Origin of the sequence: Bacteroides sp. A1C1, assembly GCF_004328515.1 — a bacterium.
In the GTDB taxonomy this organism is placed as follows: Bacteria; Bacteroidota; Bacteroidia; order Bacteroidales; family Bacteroidaceae; genus Bacteroides; species Bacteroides uniformis.
Window position 1 is genome coordinate 943,754 of record NZ_CP036491.1, and the last position, 18,590, is coordinate 962,343.

The following is an 18,590-nucleotide window of genomic DNA, read 5'->3' on the forward strand; positions in this document are numbered from 1 at the left end:
CTAATTTTTAGGTTAATCAAAATGTAATATTCGCACCGATAGTATAAGTACGTGCTTGCGGATATGTTCCCCCGTCAAATCCATCACGTGTTCCCACTTCAGGATCATAACCGCTGTAGTTGGTAATTGTAAACAGATTTTCGCCCTGTACAAAGAAACGCAGCCCCTTGACGCCGACACGCTGCAACATCTGTCCGGGCAGACTATAGCCAATCTGCAACACTTTCAAACGCATATACGAACCATCTTCCACAAAAAAGTTTGAAACCTGATAGTTATTGTTGTCACCATCTATCACACGTGGCACCCAATTGGAAGTGCCTTCACCATGCCAACGGTTCAGCCAAGATTTGTCGTAGTTACCAAAAGTCACATTGGAACGTCTGTACAGTTTATAAATGTCGTTTCCGATACTTCCCTGGAAGAATGCACTGAAATCAACTCCTTTCCAATCGGCAGAAAGAGTGAATCCATAAGTCCAGTCAGGGTTCGGCTTGCCTATCATGGTACGGTCATCACCATTCAACCCATTTTCACCATCCAAATCTTTAAAACGAATATCTCCAGGCTTGGCATTCGGCTGTATCAGCTGAGTCTTTCCGTTAGAATCTACGTAGGTATAGCTATCTATCTCCTGCTGATTCTGGAAAATACCATCATGCAAGTAACCGTAGAAGAAGCCGTACGGACGCCCGTTCTCTCTCCAACTGACCTGGCCGCCCATACCACCGCCGATATTATTGAGACCGACACGGTCGGGGCCCTGGTCTGTTACGGTATTCTTCACATAAGAAGCATTTCCATTGATACCCAGATTCACTTCACCCACCTTAAAGCGATAGGACGCTTCGAACTCGATACCTTCGTTCTTCACTGTACCCGAATTGACCGTCATACTGCCATAACTGGTATAAAGAGGAATCGGCATGGAAAGCAGCATGTCCTTCGTCTTCTTCACGAAATAGTCGGCAGAGAATGTCAATGCACTGTTGAAGAAACGCAAGTCAATACCCAAGTCGGTCTGTTCGGAGGTCTCCCATTTCAAATCGGCATTGGCATAGCCACTGGGCAGCATGCCCGTATATACCTTTCCATTTATGACTGCATTCTTACCCTGACTCATCATACTTGTATAGGCAAAGGAGCCAATACGTTCGTTACCATTCTGTCCCCAGCTTAGACGTATCTTGGCAAAATCCAACCAGGAAGGTCTGTTCTCCATGAACTTCTCACGAGTCAACACCCAACCCAAAGAAACCGAAGGGAATGTAGCATATTGGTGCTCGCGACTGAAGTTTGACGAACCGTCCCGTCTCACTACCGCTTCGAACAAATACTTTTCATCATAATTATAATTGATACGTCCGAATATGGATGCAATGCGGTGATCTTCCGCCCCACCCCATACTTTGGACTGTTCTTCGGGCGCTGTGGCCGTGTCTATATATCCCTTGTCTATATCCACCACCAGCAGATTATAATCTTCCGCTTCCAAATTGGAGTAATGGTAGGAAGACATACTTGTACCGAACAGTGCACCTATATTATGACGGCCGAAAGACTTTGTATACGACAGTACATTTTCCCACTGCCAATAGGAAGACTCCCTTTTCTTATCCTCTACCTTGGAAGTGGCATTCTTACTGGTAGCATTCAGCTCGTAGACTGGAGTTACATTCTTAATGGAATTGAACACCCATTCCGCACCATAGGTAGTCTTGAACTTCAAACCCGGTAACAAGTCCACATCAAGGTTAAAGTTCGCACCGAAATTCTGAGGCATAGTCCTCTGGTTATGACTGACCTGCATGGCTGCCAGCGGATTGGTTATTTCACGCATCTCGATGATATTGTATGCCAGGCCGTTGGGAGCAATGACATGATTTGGATAAGTTACGGCATATTGCTCCAGTATAGCAGGGTCGGTCTGATAAACCGGCTCGGTAGGAGGCAACATATTCATGGAAGTAATCAAGCCTGCTGCTTCACTATTGCCAATAGTATTACCAGTCTGGATTGACTTGGAATAGCTTGCAATTGCACCAAAACTAATCTTATTCAACCAATTTCGTGATTTCGTGTCCAGTAATACATTATTGTAATTCAAGCGTACATTGTAGCGTTCATAATCAGCATGTCCTTTAGCATAAATACCTTCTTGCTTTACATAACCGAAAGAAGCATAATAGGTAGAGTTGTCCGTACCGCCACTCAACGAAACCTTGTGGTTCATAATAGGAGCATTCTTGTTCTGCAGTTCCTTTTGCCAGTCGGTATTGACGCTGGAAACAGTCGGGAAATAAGGGTCCTTACCTGCATTGGCAGCCATTTCATTCATCAACATCTGATAATCCGCACTACCCAGCAAATCCACCTTCTTGGAAGGATTCTGAATACCATACGTAAATTCATAGTTCAAAGTAGCCTTTCCTTTAGTACCCTTCTTCGTAGTAATCAGTACAACACCATTAGCACCACGGGCTCCGTAAATAGCGGCGGAAGCTGCGTCTTTCAACACTTCAATAGACTCAATATCAGAAGGATTCAAATGACTGATACCACTTTCAGACGGCATGCCGTCTACTATATAAAGCGGATCGGAGTTGTTGACCGTACCGGTACCCCGAATACGAATCTTTGATTCCGCACCGGGCTGACCTGAATTAGAGATAATCTGTACACCGGAAACTTTACCTTTCAAGGCATTCTGAATATTTGTAGGATTACCTTTATCCAACTCTTCACTGGTAACACGGCTCACAGCAGACGAAAGTACACTCTTCTTTTGTACACCATAGCCTACTACAACTACCTCGTCCAGCAACTCAGAAGAATCAGTAAAACGGACTTTCAGATTTGTATCTGCAGCAGTCAGTTTATACTCAATAGGCTCATAACCAATAAAAGTGAAGACCAACACATCACCCACAGAAGCTTTCAGACTGAAATTCCCATCAATGTCCGTCACAGTACCCACAGCCGGATTACTTTTCATACTGACATTAGCACCCGGAACCGTTTCTCCGGAAGGGTCATAAACGACACCCTGCACATTAATTTGTTGTGCGAAGAGCTGCAAAGTGCAACTGAGAATGCAAAGCAGCAAAAGGACTCTTTTTCTTTTCATGATAATAGTATTAGTTTATAAAATAGGAAGTTATTCATATTGTATTGATACAAATTCCAATACTTCGATAAGCGAAATTACGTACTAAACAAGAAATGGAAGTTGAATATTTCTCATAAGGAGTTCATTTACTAACACATCCATAAAAAACGTTTTATTTTAAACTTAAAGTGATAAAGTTTAAACCCATAAAAAAACGGATACGTTTCTGTACGTACCCGTTTTCTTCTAAATCCATTGATTATAAAAAGTATTACCTTTCTAAAGTCCAGTTAATGGCATTTCTGAACATGGTCGTAAACCCTTCCGTTTCGTACAATTTGCTGCTATGCCCTATCTGGAAATAAACATTGCGTGCCTTTTTGCTTTCATTGACCCAAACCACCGGATGATCGCCCATCTTGATGTCCGATGCAGGCGTGTAGCTCGATTCGTCTACATTGGCCAGTACATGTACATTGGGGCGCGGGCTCTTGTCATAAGTATACCACTCGTCATCGGGCACCACGAAAGAGGCCGGAACATCTTTCATTACCGGATGCTGTTTATCTTCCACAATCAGCGTACCGTTGGCCAGCGGAGCTATGTAGTTCTTGAAACGTACACCACCCATGAAATCAGAGAACCATTGCCACATGGGATAACCGTCAAACTCGCCCAGCAAAGTAGCATGATGGAAACCTATCCAGCCGCCACGGCCTTCTTCTATATACTTGACGAACGCATCTTCCGCTTCCTTCGGCCAAGTATAAGGCGGGAAATCCAATTGAATAACCAGGCTGAACTGCGACAAGTAAGCCTCCGTTATGTTCCTGGCATTGTTTATCTCGGTAATACTGAAATTCCCCTTTACACCTTCGGCCGCCAACCACCTCAAACCGGCATCCGTAAATCCTCCGTGCTGTCCGCCACGTTCCGTCAACACCAGTACCTTCGCCTTGTGCGGCTTGCCCAATAGGTTTTCTGCTACCGTACGGCGCAAATCACCCTGCTCATTGTCTCCGCTATAATCCCAATACATGCCTCCCAGCAAATCTTTATCCAGAATATACTGACACTTGATGGCAAGTGAACGGGGATTCTCAAAACCAAATACCAACGTATCATTCTTATCGGCCAGATAAGGCACTTGAGCCACCTCATCCCACTTTTCAGTATATTGGGTATCCGTATTCCCTACCTTATTATAGTCTTGGAAGCTGGGATAACCGTCACCTCCACGACCATAGAAGGGCATACCCATCACCAGCTTGGAAGGCGGTACGCCCGCTTTCAAGTGTGCAGTAACGGCACCGTCCGAAGTAATGTCACCGCTATGTCCTGACGGATAAAGCGCCGAATGGTGCTTGGGAGCAGAAGCCATGTCATAAGCCATGATATTCACAAAATCGACGGAAGGCAAGATAGCCTTGAAGTCAATGTAACGGGCAGAAGCTACGGTGGCAAGTGTCAGTTCCTTTTCATTGCCGATGGCAGCTCTGATATCCTGCATCAGAAGTGTAAAATTCTCCGTATCGTCCGGTGACGAGGATATATTTGCCATAGAGCTGGTGGGATATTCCCAATCGATGTCAATGCCATCCAAAGCGAACTCCTTCACCACACGGTCACAGTCCGCGGCAAAAGCACGGCGATATTCATCATTGGCAGCCATCTCACTGAAACGTCCGCTTCCCCAGCCGCCGATGGAAAGCAGCACTTTCAGCTCCGGCTTCTGTTTCCTCAAATCAACAATCTGTCTCAAACGTTCCTCATTATCAATCTTGACACCGTTAAAGCTCTCGTTTACATGACCGAACGCATAGTTGATATGCGTCATGTACTGCGGGTCGGGCATCACCTCACTCCACGAAGTGACATAAGCAACCACAACCTTTGAATCGCGAGAAGCCGCAACGACCTCTTCTCCCGACTTAACGCTACCGCATGAAACCAATACGCCCAAAGCGGCAGCCATCATCATTCTAATTTTTTTCATAAGTACTATCTTTAATTACAAATTATCGCAGGTCTGACGGACCCGTGAACCTATCAATGCATAATACAGCATAAACGCTTCTCCAAAAAGAACGATGAACCATGACCATCTCCAGCCTCCAAGAACATCGGCAAGCACTCCTTGCAACAAGGGCAATATGGCACCGCCTACCACTCCAATCATGAACACACCGGAAGCCACCGAAGTGTATTTTCCCAAATGGGCAACGGACAAGGTAAAGATAGCTCCCCACATGATGGAATGGAACAGACCTACTGCCGTGAGCAGCCACGGATTATTCAGAAGAATGGCCAGTAGGGCGAGTAGTCCTGCCGATACCGTAGTAACCGTCAACTGCACGCGGGGAGAAATTCTGCTCAGGCTGCTCCCCACCAGGCGGCCCACAAGCATACCACCCCAATAGAGCGTAGCCATCAGTGCCGGAGAAGCATAATCCATCTCGATGGCGTACAGATTGATATTGGCCCCGATACAGACTTCCACTCCTACATAAAAGAAGATAGCTACCACGCCCAATGTCAGATGACGGAAGGACCATACACTTTTTTCCAGCTTTTCTCCCTTCTCTACCCTGGTTCCTTGGATATCGGGCAAAGACAATTTCATCAACAACAATACAATCAAAGAAATAACAGCCATCAATGCCAGGAACGGAACCATCAGCTGGTCAATCTGAATGTCCTCCATAGACAGACCGCCGAACACGACACCGGTCACGAAATAAGGAGCAAGCGTAGTTCCCACAGAATTGGCGGAACCACCTATAGCCAAACGCTGAACGGACTGGGTACCCTTGACATGGCAAGCCGTCAGATAAGGATTTATAACCACTTGCAGAATGGTGGCCGAAGCCCCTACCACGAAAGAACCCAGTAAGAAAATCAAGAACCCTCCAGGGATAACATTATTTCCTGCATGCCAATTCGCTTCAGGAAAGTGTACTGTGAAATAGGAAGAGGCAAAGAACAAACCAAGCCCCACAATCATCACCAGCAATCCACGCATCAATGTTCCTTTATATCCGTATTTGCTAATCCACGACGAGCCTACCCCTCCACAAACCGGATAAGCAAGGAACCAGGAGAAAGTAATCAAAGTAGCAAAAGTATTTTTTAACCCACCCACTTCCGAAAGAAAAGTTTCTTTCAGAGGACCCTGAAACTGAGTATTGGCAGTCGTAAGGAAACCTACAATAAAGAACAAGAACACCATCGTGATGAATGGCCCCATATAGTTTATTTGTTTTTCTTGTTGTGTCATAGTATTTTGATTATTAATTCAAATAATTAGTTATCAGCCGCCTGCAAGGCGACTTAGCAGTTAAGCATGCTTGCCGCCGCCTCATCCAGCAGAAATTCACAGTTGGGATGAAGCTGAAGGATGGAAGCAGGAACATCTGTTGTCACAGGCCCTTCAAGCATCCGCTTGACAATATTCGCTTTATTAGTCCCTTTGGCAACCAGTACAATCCGGCGTGCCTGCATAATGTTCTTTATTCCCAAAGTAGCCCCTCCCAACTCTTTATCGGGAGGAGTACCCGTTTCTCTACGAATGCGTTCTTCCAGTTCCACATTCATCCGGGTCACCCATGCTTCACCGCCAAAGGGAGATTCCGGCTGGTTGAATCCCAGGTGTCCGTTCTCACCCAACCCTAAAATCAGCAAATCAATACCGCCACGGTTCGCAATTTCCTGCTGGAAATCCCTGCATGACTGTTCAAAATCACCAGAAATGGTAGGCAGCATCAAAAAATTCTCTTCCTTGATGCCCAATGTATCCATCAACTCCGTTTTCAGCATCGTGTAGCATGCTCCGGCATATTCGCGCGGCACATTCGTTACCTCATCCAATCCGAAGAAAGTAACGGTATCCACCTTAAACGGATATTTAGTATAGATTTCTCCCACCAACCGATGAAGATTGCCGGTAGTACGTCCCGTCGAAAGTCCTATCACACTCTCCGGTTCATTCAACATCTGCCCGATGATGCGCCATGCAGCCGTGCAGTCAAACTCCTTTTCATTCTTTGTTATTGTTATTTTCATATTCTTAATCATTAATTCCTAATCACATATTCATCGCCACCGCACCGGCCCCCAGAAGCCCGATAAATCCGGGATTCAGTTTCGTAATGACAACCCCGTTGCTGACAAAACGCATGGTCGTAGGATGAAGTTTCTCCAGAATCTTCTCGTGCATATACCCGTCGGCCACAATGCCTCCACCCAACACCACCGTGTCCGGGTCAATCACACGTACCAGATTCATGATAAGATTGGCAAGCGCCTCAGCTGCATTCTCCACCAGCACCGTACAGAGAGGGTCACCTTTCTGACTAAGTGCAAACACCTCACTCACAATCACCCGTTCCCCTTTTTCAGCCGGAATATGCAGGCCGGTCTCATACTGGTTGCGGAGCAGACGGGCACAATTGTCAAAACCTATACCGGCAGCAATCGCCTCCACACAGTCCATCCGTCCACAACCGCATTTAATGCCTATGTTCACACCTACACGCACGTGTCCCACTTCGCCGGCATTGAAATGGCTGCCACGGATTTGTCTCCCATTTATCACCGTACCCACGGCAATGCCTGTACCTACATTTACGTATATAAAGTTTTTGGAAATTTGTCCGAATCCCCAGACGCGCTCGGCTCTTGTAGCGCTCTTCACATCATTGTCTATATGGCAAGGCATGCCATATATATCCGACAGTTCCTTTGCCAACTCAATCCGCTGTGTCCTGCTCGGGTCAATCTGCAGCCAGACACCTTCGTTGGGATCTACACGCCCTATCAGCCCAACACCCATCGCTACCGGTTTCTGGTCATACCAGCCCACGGTACGGATATAATCATCGAGCGACGACTTGATGATTTCCAGCGCAGCCTGCTGATTAAAGTAACCGGAGTCATATTTCTTATACCTCAAAATGTTGCCACGGCTATCCATTTCGCCAATCAGCAACTTCGTGCCTCCTAAATCAAGACCTAAATACGTTTCCATTTTTTATATGCGTTTTTTAATATTGTTTACTGTCCACAATATTACGCACTATCAGGGAGACAAGGGTTTATTCTCTGACAAAAAAGGTTTAATACTTGTCAGCGGTGGTTCAAAAGCAGTCTTCATGGCTCTAAATTTTGCTGGGACTGGTACCAAACTGCTTTTTGAAGCATGTACTGAAATATTTCGGGTCAGAAAATCCGACCATATTCGCCACTTCCCCTATCGAATATTTCCGGGAAACCAGCAGCTCTTTTGCCTTGTTCAAACGGACAATGCGGATGAAGTCATTCGGTCCCTGCCCGGTCAGCGTCTTTATCTTATTGTAGACAGAAGTGCGGCTCATGCCCAGCATCCGGCAGAAGTCATTGATGGAGAATTCCGAATCGGACAACTCCTCCTCAATCACCTTCATAACCTTGTCCAGGAACTCCTTGTCCAACTGGCTGGTATAGTCTGTCTCTTCGGGCTGCGCATCCATCGCCAAAACGGTTTCGCGCAAATGCTGCCTATTCTGAAGAATATTCCTGATACGCACTTTCAGCACAGACAAGTCGAAAGGCTTGATGATGTAGTCATTGGCACCGGCCTCCAGTCCGAAGATGATATTTTCCCTCTCACTCAGTGCGGTCAGTAATATAATAGGTATATGGCTTGTATCTACCGATGACTTCAGAATCCGGCACAATTCATCACCTTCCAGTACCGGCATCACAATGTCCGAGATTATGATATCAGGATTGATTTCCCTTGCCGTCTCCAATGCCTTTCCGCCGTCGGGCACGGCAACTACCTTATATTCGGAAGACAAGCTGTCCACCAGATACTCCCTCATATCCGCATCGTCCTCCGCCAGAAGAAGGACATTCTTCCCGGCACGTTCCGTTTCTTCATGCACAGCCCCAGTAGCGGCCTGAGGTTCTTCCTGGCCGTCTGCCTTCGCTTCCACCACCACGTTCGCCTTTATCCTCTGCGGGAAAGTTACCGTAAACGTAGTTCCCTGTCCTTCCACGCTACTGAAAGAGATGGTGCCGTGATGCTGTTTCACAATGCGGCGCGTAATCATCAGACCGATGCCCGAACCGGTTTCCCCAAAGTTCATGGCATTCTGGGCTCTATAATATTCGTGGAAAATATTGCCCTGCTCCTCTTTCGGAATGCCGATGCCCGTATCCTTCACTTCAATAGTCCATTTCTTTCTTGCAGTCTTCACCAGTATATGGATGACTCCCTTCTCTGTATACTTCAAGGCATTGGAGAGCAGATTGTCTATGATATGATCCATCTTCTCCCGGTCAATCCAAACCTTGGGCATATCCGGCTCCACCTCCAACTCTATCCCGACGCTCTTCTGCATGGCAGCTAAGTGAAACTCCGCCATTTTTTCCTCCAGATAAGCCTTAATGTCGTATGGAGAAACCTTCAGACACTCCTCGGCATGCAGTTCCGTTTTCTGCAACTCAAGCAGTTGAGTAATCATTCCCATCAGTTTTTCCACATTCTTCATAGCCACCGCAACGGTTTTCTTACCCTGCTCCGGAAGTCCTTCCTGCGCTTCGAGCTCGCTCAGCGGAGCCTTTATTAAAGTAACCGGTGTACGGATATCATGGGCTATACTGATAAAGGAACGTATCTTGTCCCTTATACGCCCCTCGTTCACCTTATGCCTCCTATACTGCACAAACATGTAGACAAAGACAGACAACAAAATGAAATAGATGAACAGCGCCCACCACGAAACCCAGTAAGGGTTATGAATGACAATATCCAGACTTCTTTCTCCCACCTGCTGCCCGGTGTATTTATCAAATGCCCGCAAGCGGAATACATACTTACCGGACGAGAGATTCATATAGCTCACGTTCCGCACTGAATTGGAGTGTTCCCACTCTTCATTGTGATTTTCGAGCCTATACTCATACCTGATACGATGCGGGACTGCAAAGTTGATGGCAGAGAAGGAAATAGAGAAGGAGTTTTGATTATACTTCAAATCTATTTTCCGGGTATCATTGATATTCGTTTGCAAAAGAGAGCCTTTCATTCCCGCTTTGACCGATTCATAAAGCAGTTTAAAGTCTGTCAGAATCAGCTCAACGGGGGCATGAGTCCCCAAGTCCAAAGACGGGAGAAAGGAAAGAATCCCTTCTGCGGTGCCGAAAGCAAGACATCCATTCTTCAACTTAAGGGCAGCATTCGGATTGTAATATCCCCAGCTGACATCCAAAAAATCATTGGCACTGATGATAATATCCCGGGAGCAGTCCAAGCAATACAATTCCTTCTCCGTACTGAACCAGATACGCCCTTCGTTATCCTCCAGCAGGCTGTTGATGGAATTGGAAACCAGATTGTCATCTACGGTATATGCATGCACCTCTTTCCCATCCGGACCAACACGTATAAGGCCTTCCCCGTCTGTCGCCAGCCAAATATCACCGGATGAGGACTGCATCAGGCAACGGATAGGATAATGCAGAGAGATGTCTCCAAACGTCTGATGCCACTGCGTGTCTCCCGACTTCTTATCAAAGACGGCCAACCCGCTGCAACCGGCAATCAGTAATGAGCCCCCCTTACCCGGCTTTATGTCACCTATGCAATCAATCGGGTAATATGTATAAGTATCCGTCCGTATATCGTAACGGGTAAACTCTCCTTCAATACCACCGAACCAGACATAATCCCCTTCCGCATAAATGGCATAAACATAGTCGGTGGCCATTCCCTTCTCCGGATGTGCATTTCTTTTCTCTTTCTTCTGTACCCGTCCGGTCTGTTTATGAATACAATAGACACCGATACCATAGCCACCTACCCAGATGTTTCCCCCGGAGTCTTCGGCAAGCGCCAATACCACTTTGCCACTATATTCCGTACCGTCCAGATAGTGGGTCCATTTGCGTGACCGAGGTTGATAGAGGCTGACGCCGTTGTTTGTACCATACCAATAATCTCCCTCCGAGTCCTGAAACATCACATTTACATGGTCCGACTTCAGGGAATTATCATTATTGCGTTCGTGCCTGATTCTATAGACATCCGGCATCTCCGGATCCAGATAGCTGATGCCATTCGTAGAAGTGCCAATCCATACAACTCCGGATTCATCCACACAAATATCGGATACCGTATTACCACTCAAGCTTTTGTCATCATCCCCGTTATTCATATAATGGTTCAAAAGTTCTCCAGTAGCGACATCCATGCAAAAAACACCTGCACCGTCGGCTCCCACCAGCAGCAAATTATCCTTTGTCCTTGCAAACGAACGGATAGGTACATGAGGAATCCGGTCATTCAAGGAATGTATTTGCCCTTCGGGACCGTCAAGCACAAATACGCCGTTTGAAAAGGTACCGATGAACAGCTTCGCTCCGAAGACATAGAGCGATTCCACATGCATCTCTGTATGCAGGTCAACCGGCCTCGTCTCAAAAGACGAAGAACCTGCCGCTCCTGCCTTCGTCAGCCGGAAGACACCCTTGTCGGTGCCTGCAAAAAACACTTCATCTTCCATTTGGACCATGCAACGGACAGATTGCCCCTTCAATCCGGCAAAAGACAGTCCTGCACTTTCTTCCCAAGAATAAAGCCCCTTCGACATACACAACCACAAACGGTTTTCGTCATCAAACAGCATATTATACAATACCGGAGAAGGCAGGTAATCAGCCAAGTCCACACGCAATTGGAAAGAGTCCGTCAGTTTGTTGTATGCATAGATTTTTCCATTCTTCAATGCAACCCAGACAATACCCTCCTTATCACACATCATGGTAGTGGAAGACTGGATATTGTCCCTGGAATCAACCATTCCGTCCAGCTTGTAATGCTTGATTTCATTCCCGTCATAACGATCTATCCCGACATGAGTATACACCCAGACAAATCCGGCTGAATCCTTGTTTATCTGGAATACTTGCCGACTGCCCAATCCCTCCTTGATACCCAAGGTGCGGAATGAACCGGCAAACAAGTCAGCGAACAAAAAAACGAACACCCATAACAGCAAAAATGTACATGCAACGGATTTATATGGAAACGGATATGGAGCAGACATAGGTCATATATTGTTTTTCGGATGCAATATTACGCATAAATATAAAAAAAACGGTCGAAAAACTATCCGAATAGGTTCGATTTCTATTACTTTTGCCTTCCGAAACCAACAAATCATGAGAAGCCATGCTCAGTAAGTTCAAATTAAACCAGCTCTATTTCAAGGACACACAGTTTGCCAACCTCATGACACGGCGCATTTTCAACGTCCTTCTGATAGCCAATCCTTACGATGCTTTCATGCTGGAAGATGACGGCCGCATCGACGAAAAGATATTCAATGAATACACTTCGCTCTCCTTGCGCTACCCTCCCCGTTTCACGCAGGTTTCCACTTGCGAGGAGGCGCTGACACAGCTGTCCTCCATCTCTTTCGACCTCATCATCTGCATGCCGGGCACGGGAGACAACGACAGCTTCGACGTGGCACGATACATCAAAAACCTGTATGAACAGATTCCGATGGTGATACTTACCCCTTTCAGCCACGGCATCACCAAGCGTATTGCCAATGAAGACCTCAGTCCCTTTGAGTATGTGTTCTGCTGGCTGGGAAACACCGACTTGCTGGTTTCCATCATCAAGCTGATAGAGGACAAGATGAACCTGGAGCACGACGTCAACGAAGTGGGTGTGCAGCTCATCCTGCTGGTGGAAGACGGCATCCGCTTTTACTCCTCCATCCTGCCCAATCTGTATAAATTCGTATTGAAGCAGAGCCAGGAATTCTCTACTGAAGCACTGAATGCCCACCAGCGCACACTGCGCATGAGGGGACGTCCCAAAATTGTACTGGCACGTACCTATGAAGAAGCCTTTGGCATCTACCAAAAATATAAGAATAATATATTAGGTGTCATCACCGACGTACGCTTCCCCCGCGTAGAACGGGGCGAGAAGGACGGACTGGCCGGTATCAAGCTCTGTGCCGCCATCCGCAAGGAAGACCCGTTTGTACCCCTTATCATACAGTCCAGCGAATCGGACAACGTAGCGTATGCAGCCAAATACGATGCCGCCTTCATCGACAAGAATTCCAAAAAGATGGATGTGGACCTGCGCCGTATTGTATCAGACAATTTCGGCTTCGGCGACTTTATCTTCCGCAACCCGGACACGCTGGAAGAGATTGCCCGCGTAAAGAATCTCAAAGAGCTGCAGAACATTCTTTTTGCTGTTCCGGCAGAATCATTCCTTTACCACATCAGCCGCAACCACGTCAGCCGCTGGCTCTACTCGCGTGCCATGTTTCCCGTGGCAGAGTTCCTGCGGCCCATCACCTGGAATAGCTTGCAAGACGTGGATGCCCACCGTAAAATTATCTTCGAGGCTATCGTGAAATACCGCAAGATGAAAAACCAGGGAGTAGTGGCAGTCTTCAGGCGCGACCGCTTTGACCGATACTCCAACTTTGCCCGTATTGGCGACGGTTCGCTGGGAGGCAAGGGGCGCGGACTGGCTTTCATCGACAACCTGGTGAAGCATCACCCCGAGTTCGAAGAGTTTGAGAATGCCCGTGTCGCCATCCCCAAGACCATCGTGCTCTGTACCGATGTGTTCGACGAGTTTATGGATACCAACAATCTGTATCAGATAGCCTTGTCCGATGCCGACGATGACGTCATCCTGCGCTACTTCCTCAAAGCAAAGCTGCCCGACCGCCTGGTGGAGGACTTCTTCACCTTCTTCGACGTGGTGAAGTCGCCGCTTGCCATCCGTTCGTCCTCGTTGTTGGAAGACTCGCACTACCAACCCTTCGCCGGCATCTACAACACCTACATGATTCCCTATCTGGACGACAAGTACGAGATGCTGCGCATGCTGAGCGATGCCATCAAGGGAGTATATGCTTCGGTCTACTTCCGCGACTCGAAGGCATACATGCAGGCAACGAGCAACGTTATCGACCAGGAAAAGATGGCTGTCATCCTGCAAGAGGTAGTGGGCAACCAGTATGGTGACCGCTACTACCCCAGCATGTCCGGCGTGGCACGTTCGCTCAACTACTACCCCATCGGCGACGAGAAGGCAGAAGAAGGTATCGTCAATCTGGCGCTCGGTTTAGGTAAATACATCGTGGACGGTGGCATGACGCTCCGCTTCTCGCCCTATCACCCCAACCAGGTGCTGCAAACCAGCGAAATGGAGATTGCCCTCAAAGAGACTCAGACCCGCTTCTATGCCCTCGACCTGCGCAATGCCGGTCACGACTTCTCCATCGACGACGGCTTCAACCTGCTGAAACTGCACGTCAAAGAAGCGGAAAAGGACGGAGCACTGAACTACATAGCCTCCACCTACGACCCTTACGACCAGATTATCCGCGACGGGCTTTATCCCGGTGGACGCAAAGTCATCACCTTTGCCAACATCCTGCAACACGACGTATTCCCCCTGCCACGCATCCTGCAACTGGCTTTGAAATACGGAGAGCAGGAGATGCGCCGTCCCGTAGAGATAGAGTTTGCCGCCACCATGAGCCGCGAGAAGGACAAAACCGGCACCTTCTACCTGCTGCAAATCCGCCCGATAGTCGACACCAAGGAGATGCTGGATGAAGACCTTACCGCCATTCCGGACGACCAGGTACTGCTCCGTTCCAACAACTCATTGGGACATGGCATCATGAACGAGATACATGACATTATCTATGTGAAGACAGACGACTATAGTGCCTCCCACAACCAGGAGATTGCCTGGGAGATAGAGAAGCTGAACCAGCAGTTCCTGGACGAAGGCCGCAACTATGTCCTTGTAGGTCCCGGACGCTGGGGTAGCAGTGACACCTGGCTCGGCATCCCCGTGAAGTGGCCGCACATCAGCGCCGCCCGCGTGATAGTGGAAGCCGGACTGACCAACTACCGGGTAGACCCCAGCCAGGGAACCCACTTCTTCCAGAACCTGACCTCCTTTGGAGTGGGATACTTTACCATCAACGCCTTTATGAATGACGGCGTATACAACCAGGAATTCCTGAATACACAGCCTGCCGTACACGAGACGAAGTACCTGCGGCATGTACATTTCCACCAGCCGATGGTGGTAAAGATGGATGGCAAGAAGAAACTGGGAGTGGTGCTGATGCCCGAAGAATAAATCAGTCCGTCAGCCGGTGCAGCACAATCATCACCACCTCTGCGGGAGCAAACATGCGGATGGCTTTCTGCGAAGTGCCGATGCCGTTGGTGACAATCATCGGGATGTTCTTTGAGTTGTACTTCAGCCCGGAGAGGAACCGCTGCCCGTAGTGCGAGGGGACTATCGGTGCATAAAGCCCGAACAGCGTCACCTGCCCGCCATGCGTGTGTCCGGCCAGGATGAGATCGGAGTTTGTCACCGGGACGTCCTCGGCATAGTCTGGCGTATGCGTCAGCAGGATTACGAAATCGTCGGGCGAAAGGCCGAGTGTGGGCGATGTGCCGTTCTTGCCCAAGTCGAAAGGATTGCGCACGCCCGCCACAAGAATCCGCTCACCGCCACGCCGCAGGGTGTCCACCTTATGCTCCAGCAGATGCATGCCATAATGCCTCATTTCGCGCACGATGTCGTCATAGCAAGCCTCGTAGTCATTGTTGCCAAGCACGGCATAGGTGCCCAACGGCGTCTTCACTTGCGCCAGGGCAGCCATGACGGGCGGCACGTACTGGCAGCCTTCGTGAAAGTCACCGCCAATCAGCAGCACGTCGGCCTTCTGGTCTATGAGCAGGCGAACCAGGTCCTTCAATCCCTCCTCCTTCAGCAGGCTTTTGTAGTGCAGGTCGGAGACAAAGGCGATGCGGAAGCCCTCGAAGGCGGCAGGCACGTCGCGATGCGTGAAGTCGTACGTCTTAATGCGGCTGACGCCCTTATAGGCCGAGCCTACGTGGGTGGTTTTCGATGTGATTCTTGTACCTCGCTGCACAATTACCTTTTGTACCGGTGCCGTTTTCTTTATCTGCTGTTTCTTTACCTCGCCCTTCGCCGGCTGGCGGCGGACATTACGCAAATCAGACTGGTCAAAGGTGAACATCGGCGAAAGGCGGGCAGGCAACCCGATAGTATCGCCAAGCTGCGTGCTGTCTGCCTGCATGACTGGCTGCGGCAACGACACGGTAATCATCCGCTTGGAACGGCAGGAAGACAAGAGCAGCAGAGAAAGAATGGATATGTAGACTAACTTCTTCATCATAAGTGGGTACAAATATAGGGATTTTCAGTATTTTTGCTGGCAGATGCCGAACTAAATTGGAACTACGATGAACGAGATTAAACAGAATTCACCCTACGCATGGTTTCTCGCCGCCCGCCCCAAGACGTTGACGGGAGCCATCATCCCGGTATTGCTGGGCAGTGCCCTTGCCTTCAGCGACGGACAGTTCAAGACCGCACCCGCCCTGCTGTGCGCCCTCTTTGCCTGCGGCATGCAGATTGCCGCCAACTTTATCAACGACCTCTTCGACTTCCAGAAAGGGACCGACCGTCGGGAAGACCGGCTGGGGCCGCAGCGCGCCTGCGCCGAAGGTTGGATTACGCCGGCAGCCATGAAAACCGGCATCGGCATCGCACTGACATTGTCGTGCCTGGCAGGGCTGGCAGTGCTGTTCACCGTCTGGGGGCAGCTGCCCCACGGAGGCTGGGAACTGGTGGTGCTGGGCGTGGTGTGCATACTGTTTGCTTTCCTCTATACCACGCTGCTCTCCTATCGGGGCTGGGGCGACGTACTGGTGCTGGTGTTCTTCGGCTTCGTGCCCGTATGCGGCACCTACTACGTGCAGGCCTATACGCTGAATATGGATGTGGTGGTGCTGTCGCTCGTCAGTGGCCTCGCCATAGACACCTTGCTGATGGTGAACAACTATCGCGACCGCGAGCAGGATGCCGTGAGCGGCAAGTGTACGCTGGTGGTACGCTACGGCAAGAAGTTCGGTGAGAATATGTATCTGGCACTGGGCATCGCCGCCGTGCTGCTCTGCTTCTGGTTTGTCTACACGGGCAAGCTGACTCCGCTGGAATTTATCTGGGCTCCCTGCGTCTATCTCTATATGCACGCACTGACGTGGCGCAAAATGATACAGATAGGTAGCGGTAAAAAGCTGAACAGCATACTGGGCGAGACGTCGCGCAATATGCTGTTCTTAGGATTACTGTTAGCGGTGGCGCTGAATTGAGAGGTTAGAGGTTAAGGATTAGCGGTTAGACCCTAATCCCTAAACCTTAACCTCTACCTCCATACATCTGTTCGTAATACTTCTGATAATCACCGCTGGTCACTTCTTCCACCCACGGCTGGTTGTTCAGGTACCATTCAATGGTCTTGACGATGCCGACCTCGAACTTCGTCTCCGGATACCAGCCCAGGGCATTGGTAATCTTTGTGGGGTCGATGGCATAACGCTGGTCGTGACCTAGGCGGTCTTTGACGAAGGTGATAAGGTCTTCGTTTATCCAGCTGATGTCAATCGTGCCGTCGGCGGCTTTTACTTGTTTCTTCAGCACTGCACGGTAACGGGGTTCTTCCTCCATCAAGCGGCGGACGGTGGCAATAGTCAGCTTCACGATTTCAAGATTGGTCTTTTCGTTGTGACCGCCTACGTTGTAGACTTCGCCTTCCACACCCTCGCGGACAACCAGGTCGATAGCTTTGCAGTGGTCTTCCACGTAGAGCCAGTCACGCACGTTACTGCCGTCGCCATAGACGGGGAGGTTCTTGCCTTCGAGAATATTCTTGATGATAAGCGGAATCAGCTTTTCGGGGAAGTGATAAGGACCGTAGTTGTTGGAACAGCGGGTGATAGTGACGGGCATCTTATAGGTGTCGTGATAGGCCATCACTACCATATCGGCACTCGTCTTGCTGGCGCTGTAAGGGCTGTGCGGGCAGAGCGGGGTTTGCTCTGTGAAGTAGCCTTCGGCACCAAGTGAGCCGTAAACTTCGTCGGTAGACACTTGATGGTAACGAACGCCTTTGCGCCAAGTGGGATAACCGGACTCGTCCTTACCCGTGACCCAGGCACGGCGGGCGGCATCGAGCAGGTTTTGTGTACCCAGGATGTTGGTCATCAGGAAAAGCTGGGGATTCTCTATGCTACGGTCTACGTGGCTCTCGGCAGCAAAATTCACTACGTAATCGAATTTATACTTGGCAAACAGTTCGTCGGCAAGCACGCGGTCGCAGATGTCACCTTTTACAAAAAAGCAACGTTCGTCGTCAATGTCATTGGCAATGGTGCCCAGATTGCCTGCGTAGGTCAAGGCATCCAGTATCACCACTTTAATATCATTATGTTTTGCCAGGATATATTTAATATAGTTGGCGCCGATAAAACCGGCGGCACCGGTTACGAGATAAGTCTTCATGAGAATTAAAAATTATAAATTAAAAATTAAAGTCAGCGGGCCTTTATAGGAGAACTA

10 protein-coding genes are annotated in these 18,590 nt (G+C 48.8%); 2 read left to right on the top strand and 8 right to left on the bottom strand.

The window, feature by feature from the left end:
• Nucleotides 1–16 precede the first annotated feature (16 nt).
• The 6 genes from EYA81_RS04130 to EYA81_RS04155 all read right to left on the bottom strand — a co-directional run bounded on the left by EYA81_RS04130 (nucleotide 17) and on the right by EYA81_RS04155 (nucleotide 12,198).
• Nucleotides 17–3,127 (bottom strand): TonB-dependent receptor, encoded by a 3,111-nt coding sequence (locus tag EYA81_RS04130; RefSeq protein ID WP_117703651.1) that lies wholly within the window; start codon nucleotides 3,125–3,127, stop codon nucleotides 17–19.
• A 253-nt stretch (nucleotides 3,128–3,380) separates the two neighbouring features.
• The gene (locus EYA81_RS04135; RefSeq protein WP_034529528.1) at nucleotides 3,381–5,105 is read right to left on the bottom strand and encodes a glycosyl hydrolase family 18 protein; all 1,725 of its coding nucleotides are present in this window, start codon (nucleotides 5,103–5,105) and stop codon (nucleotides 3,381–3,383) included.
• Nucleotides 5,106–5,120: 15 nt separating this feature from the next.
• Entirely contained in the window at nucleotides 5,121–6,386 is a 1,266-nt protein-coding gene (locus EYA81_RS04140) for an MFS transporter (RefSeq protein WP_117703650.1), read from the bottom strand.
• Between the two features lie 53 nt (nucleotides 6,387–6,439).
• Nucleotides 6,440–7,171, bottom strand: a complete 732-nt coding sequence (locus EYA81_RS04145) for a 6-phosphogluconolactonase (protein ID WP_117703667.1) — start codon at nucleotides 7,169–7,171, stop codon at nucleotides 6,440–6,442.
• Between the two features lie 22 nt (nucleotides 7,172–7,193).
• A complete protein-coding gene (locus EYA81_RS04150; RefSeq protein WP_005833057.1) occupies nucleotides 7,194–8,135 on the bottom strand; it encodes an ROK family protein in 942 nt (313 codons plus the stop codon).
• A 130-nt stretch (nucleotides 8,136–8,265) separates the two neighbouring features.
• Nucleotides 8,266–12,198 carry a two-component regulator propeller domain-containing protein gene (locus tag EYA81_RS04155; RefSeq protein WP_117703649.1) on the bottom strand — a complete coding sequence of 1,311 codons (3,933 nt, stop codon included), beginning with the start codon at nucleotides 12,196–12,198 and terminating at the stop codon, nucleotides 8,266–8,268.
• Between the two features lie 125 nt (nucleotides 12,199–12,323).
• On the opposite strand from EYA81_RS04155, the gene EYA81_RS04160 reads away from it, so the two are divergent.
• Nucleotides 12,324–15,293, top strand: coding sequence for a PEP/pyruvate-binding domain-containing protein (locus tag EYA81_RS04160; RefSeq protein WP_117703648.1), 2,970 nt, complete (start codon nucleotides 12,324–12,326; stop codon nucleotides 15,291–15,293).
• Nucleotide 15,294: 1 nt separating this feature from the next.
• On the opposite strand, the gene EYA81_RS04165 is transcribed toward EYA81_RS04160, so the two are convergent.
• The gene (locus EYA81_RS04165) at nucleotides 15,295–16,362 is read right to left on the bottom strand and encodes a metallophosphoesterase (RefSeq protein ID WP_034523237.1); all 1,068 of its coding nucleotides are present in this window, start codon (nucleotides 16,360–16,362) and stop codon (nucleotides 15,295–15,297) included.
• Between the two features lie 70 nt (nucleotides 16,363–16,432).
• Here EYA81_RS04165 and menA point away from each other — a divergent pair, with 70 nt between their 5' ends.
• Nucleotides 16,433–17,344: a 1,4-dihydroxy-2-naphthoate octaprenyltransferase gene (menA, locus tag EYA81_RS04170; RefSeq protein ID WP_005827044.1), complete on the top strand. Its 912-nt coding sequence runs from the start codon at nucleotides 16,433–16,435 to the stop codon at nucleotides 17,342–17,344.
• A 46-nt stretch (nucleotides 17,345–17,390) separates the two neighbouring features.
• Here the strand turns inward: menA and rfbB are convergent, their stop codons facing one another.
• A complete protein-coding gene (gene rfbB / locus EYA81_RS04175) occupies nucleotides 17,391–18,533 on the bottom strand; it encodes a dTDP-glucose 4,6-dehydratase (protein WP_005827045.1) in 1,143 nt (380 codons plus the stop codon).
• Nucleotides 18,534–18,590 lie beyond the last annotated feature (57 nt).

What these genes read in the sequence shown, in the direction of transcription:
- EYA81_RS04160 (WP_117703648.1), top strand. Translation starts at nt 12,324, where the DNA reads ATGCTCAGTAAGTTCAAATTAAACCAGCTCTATTTCAAGGACACACAG.
- menA (WP_005827044.1), top strand. Translation starts at nt 16,433, where the DNA reads ATGAACGAGATTAAACAGAATTCACCCTACGCATGGTTTCTCGCCGCC.
- rfbB (WP_005827045.1), bottom strand. Translation starts at nt 18,533, where the DNA reads ATGAAGACTTATCTCGTAACCGGTGCCGCCGGTTTTATCGGCGCCAAC.
- EYA81_RS04145 (WP_117703667.1), bottom strand. Translation starts at nt 7,171, where the DNA reads ATGAAAATAACAATAACAAAGAATGAAAAGGAGTTTGACTGCACGGCT.
- EYA81_RS04155 (WP_117703649.1), bottom strand. Translation starts at nt 12,198, where the DNA reads ATGTCTGCTCCATATCCGTTTCCATATAAATCCGTTGCATGTACATTT.
- EYA81_RS04130 (WP_117703651.1), bottom strand. Translation starts at nt 3,127, where the DNA reads ATGAAAAGAAAAAGAGTCCTTTTGCTGCTTTGCATTCTCAGTTGCACT.
- EYA81_RS04165 (WP_034523237.1), bottom strand. Translation starts at nt 16,362, where the DNA reads ATGAAGAAGTTAGTCTACATATCCATTCTTTCTCTGCTGCTCTTGTCT.
- EYA81_RS04135 (WP_034529528.1), bottom strand. Translation starts at nt 5,105, where the DNA reads ATGAAAAAAATTAGAATGATGATGGCTGCCGCTTTGGGCGTATTGGTT.
- EYA81_RS04150 (WP_005833057.1), bottom strand. Translation starts at nt 8,135, where the DNA reads ATGGAAACGTATTTAGGTCTTGATTTAGGAGGCACGAAGTTGCTGATT.
- EYA81_RS04140 (WP_117703650.1), bottom strand. Translation starts at nt 6,386, where the DNA reads ATGACACAACAAGAAAAACAAATAAACTATATGGGGCCATTCATCACG.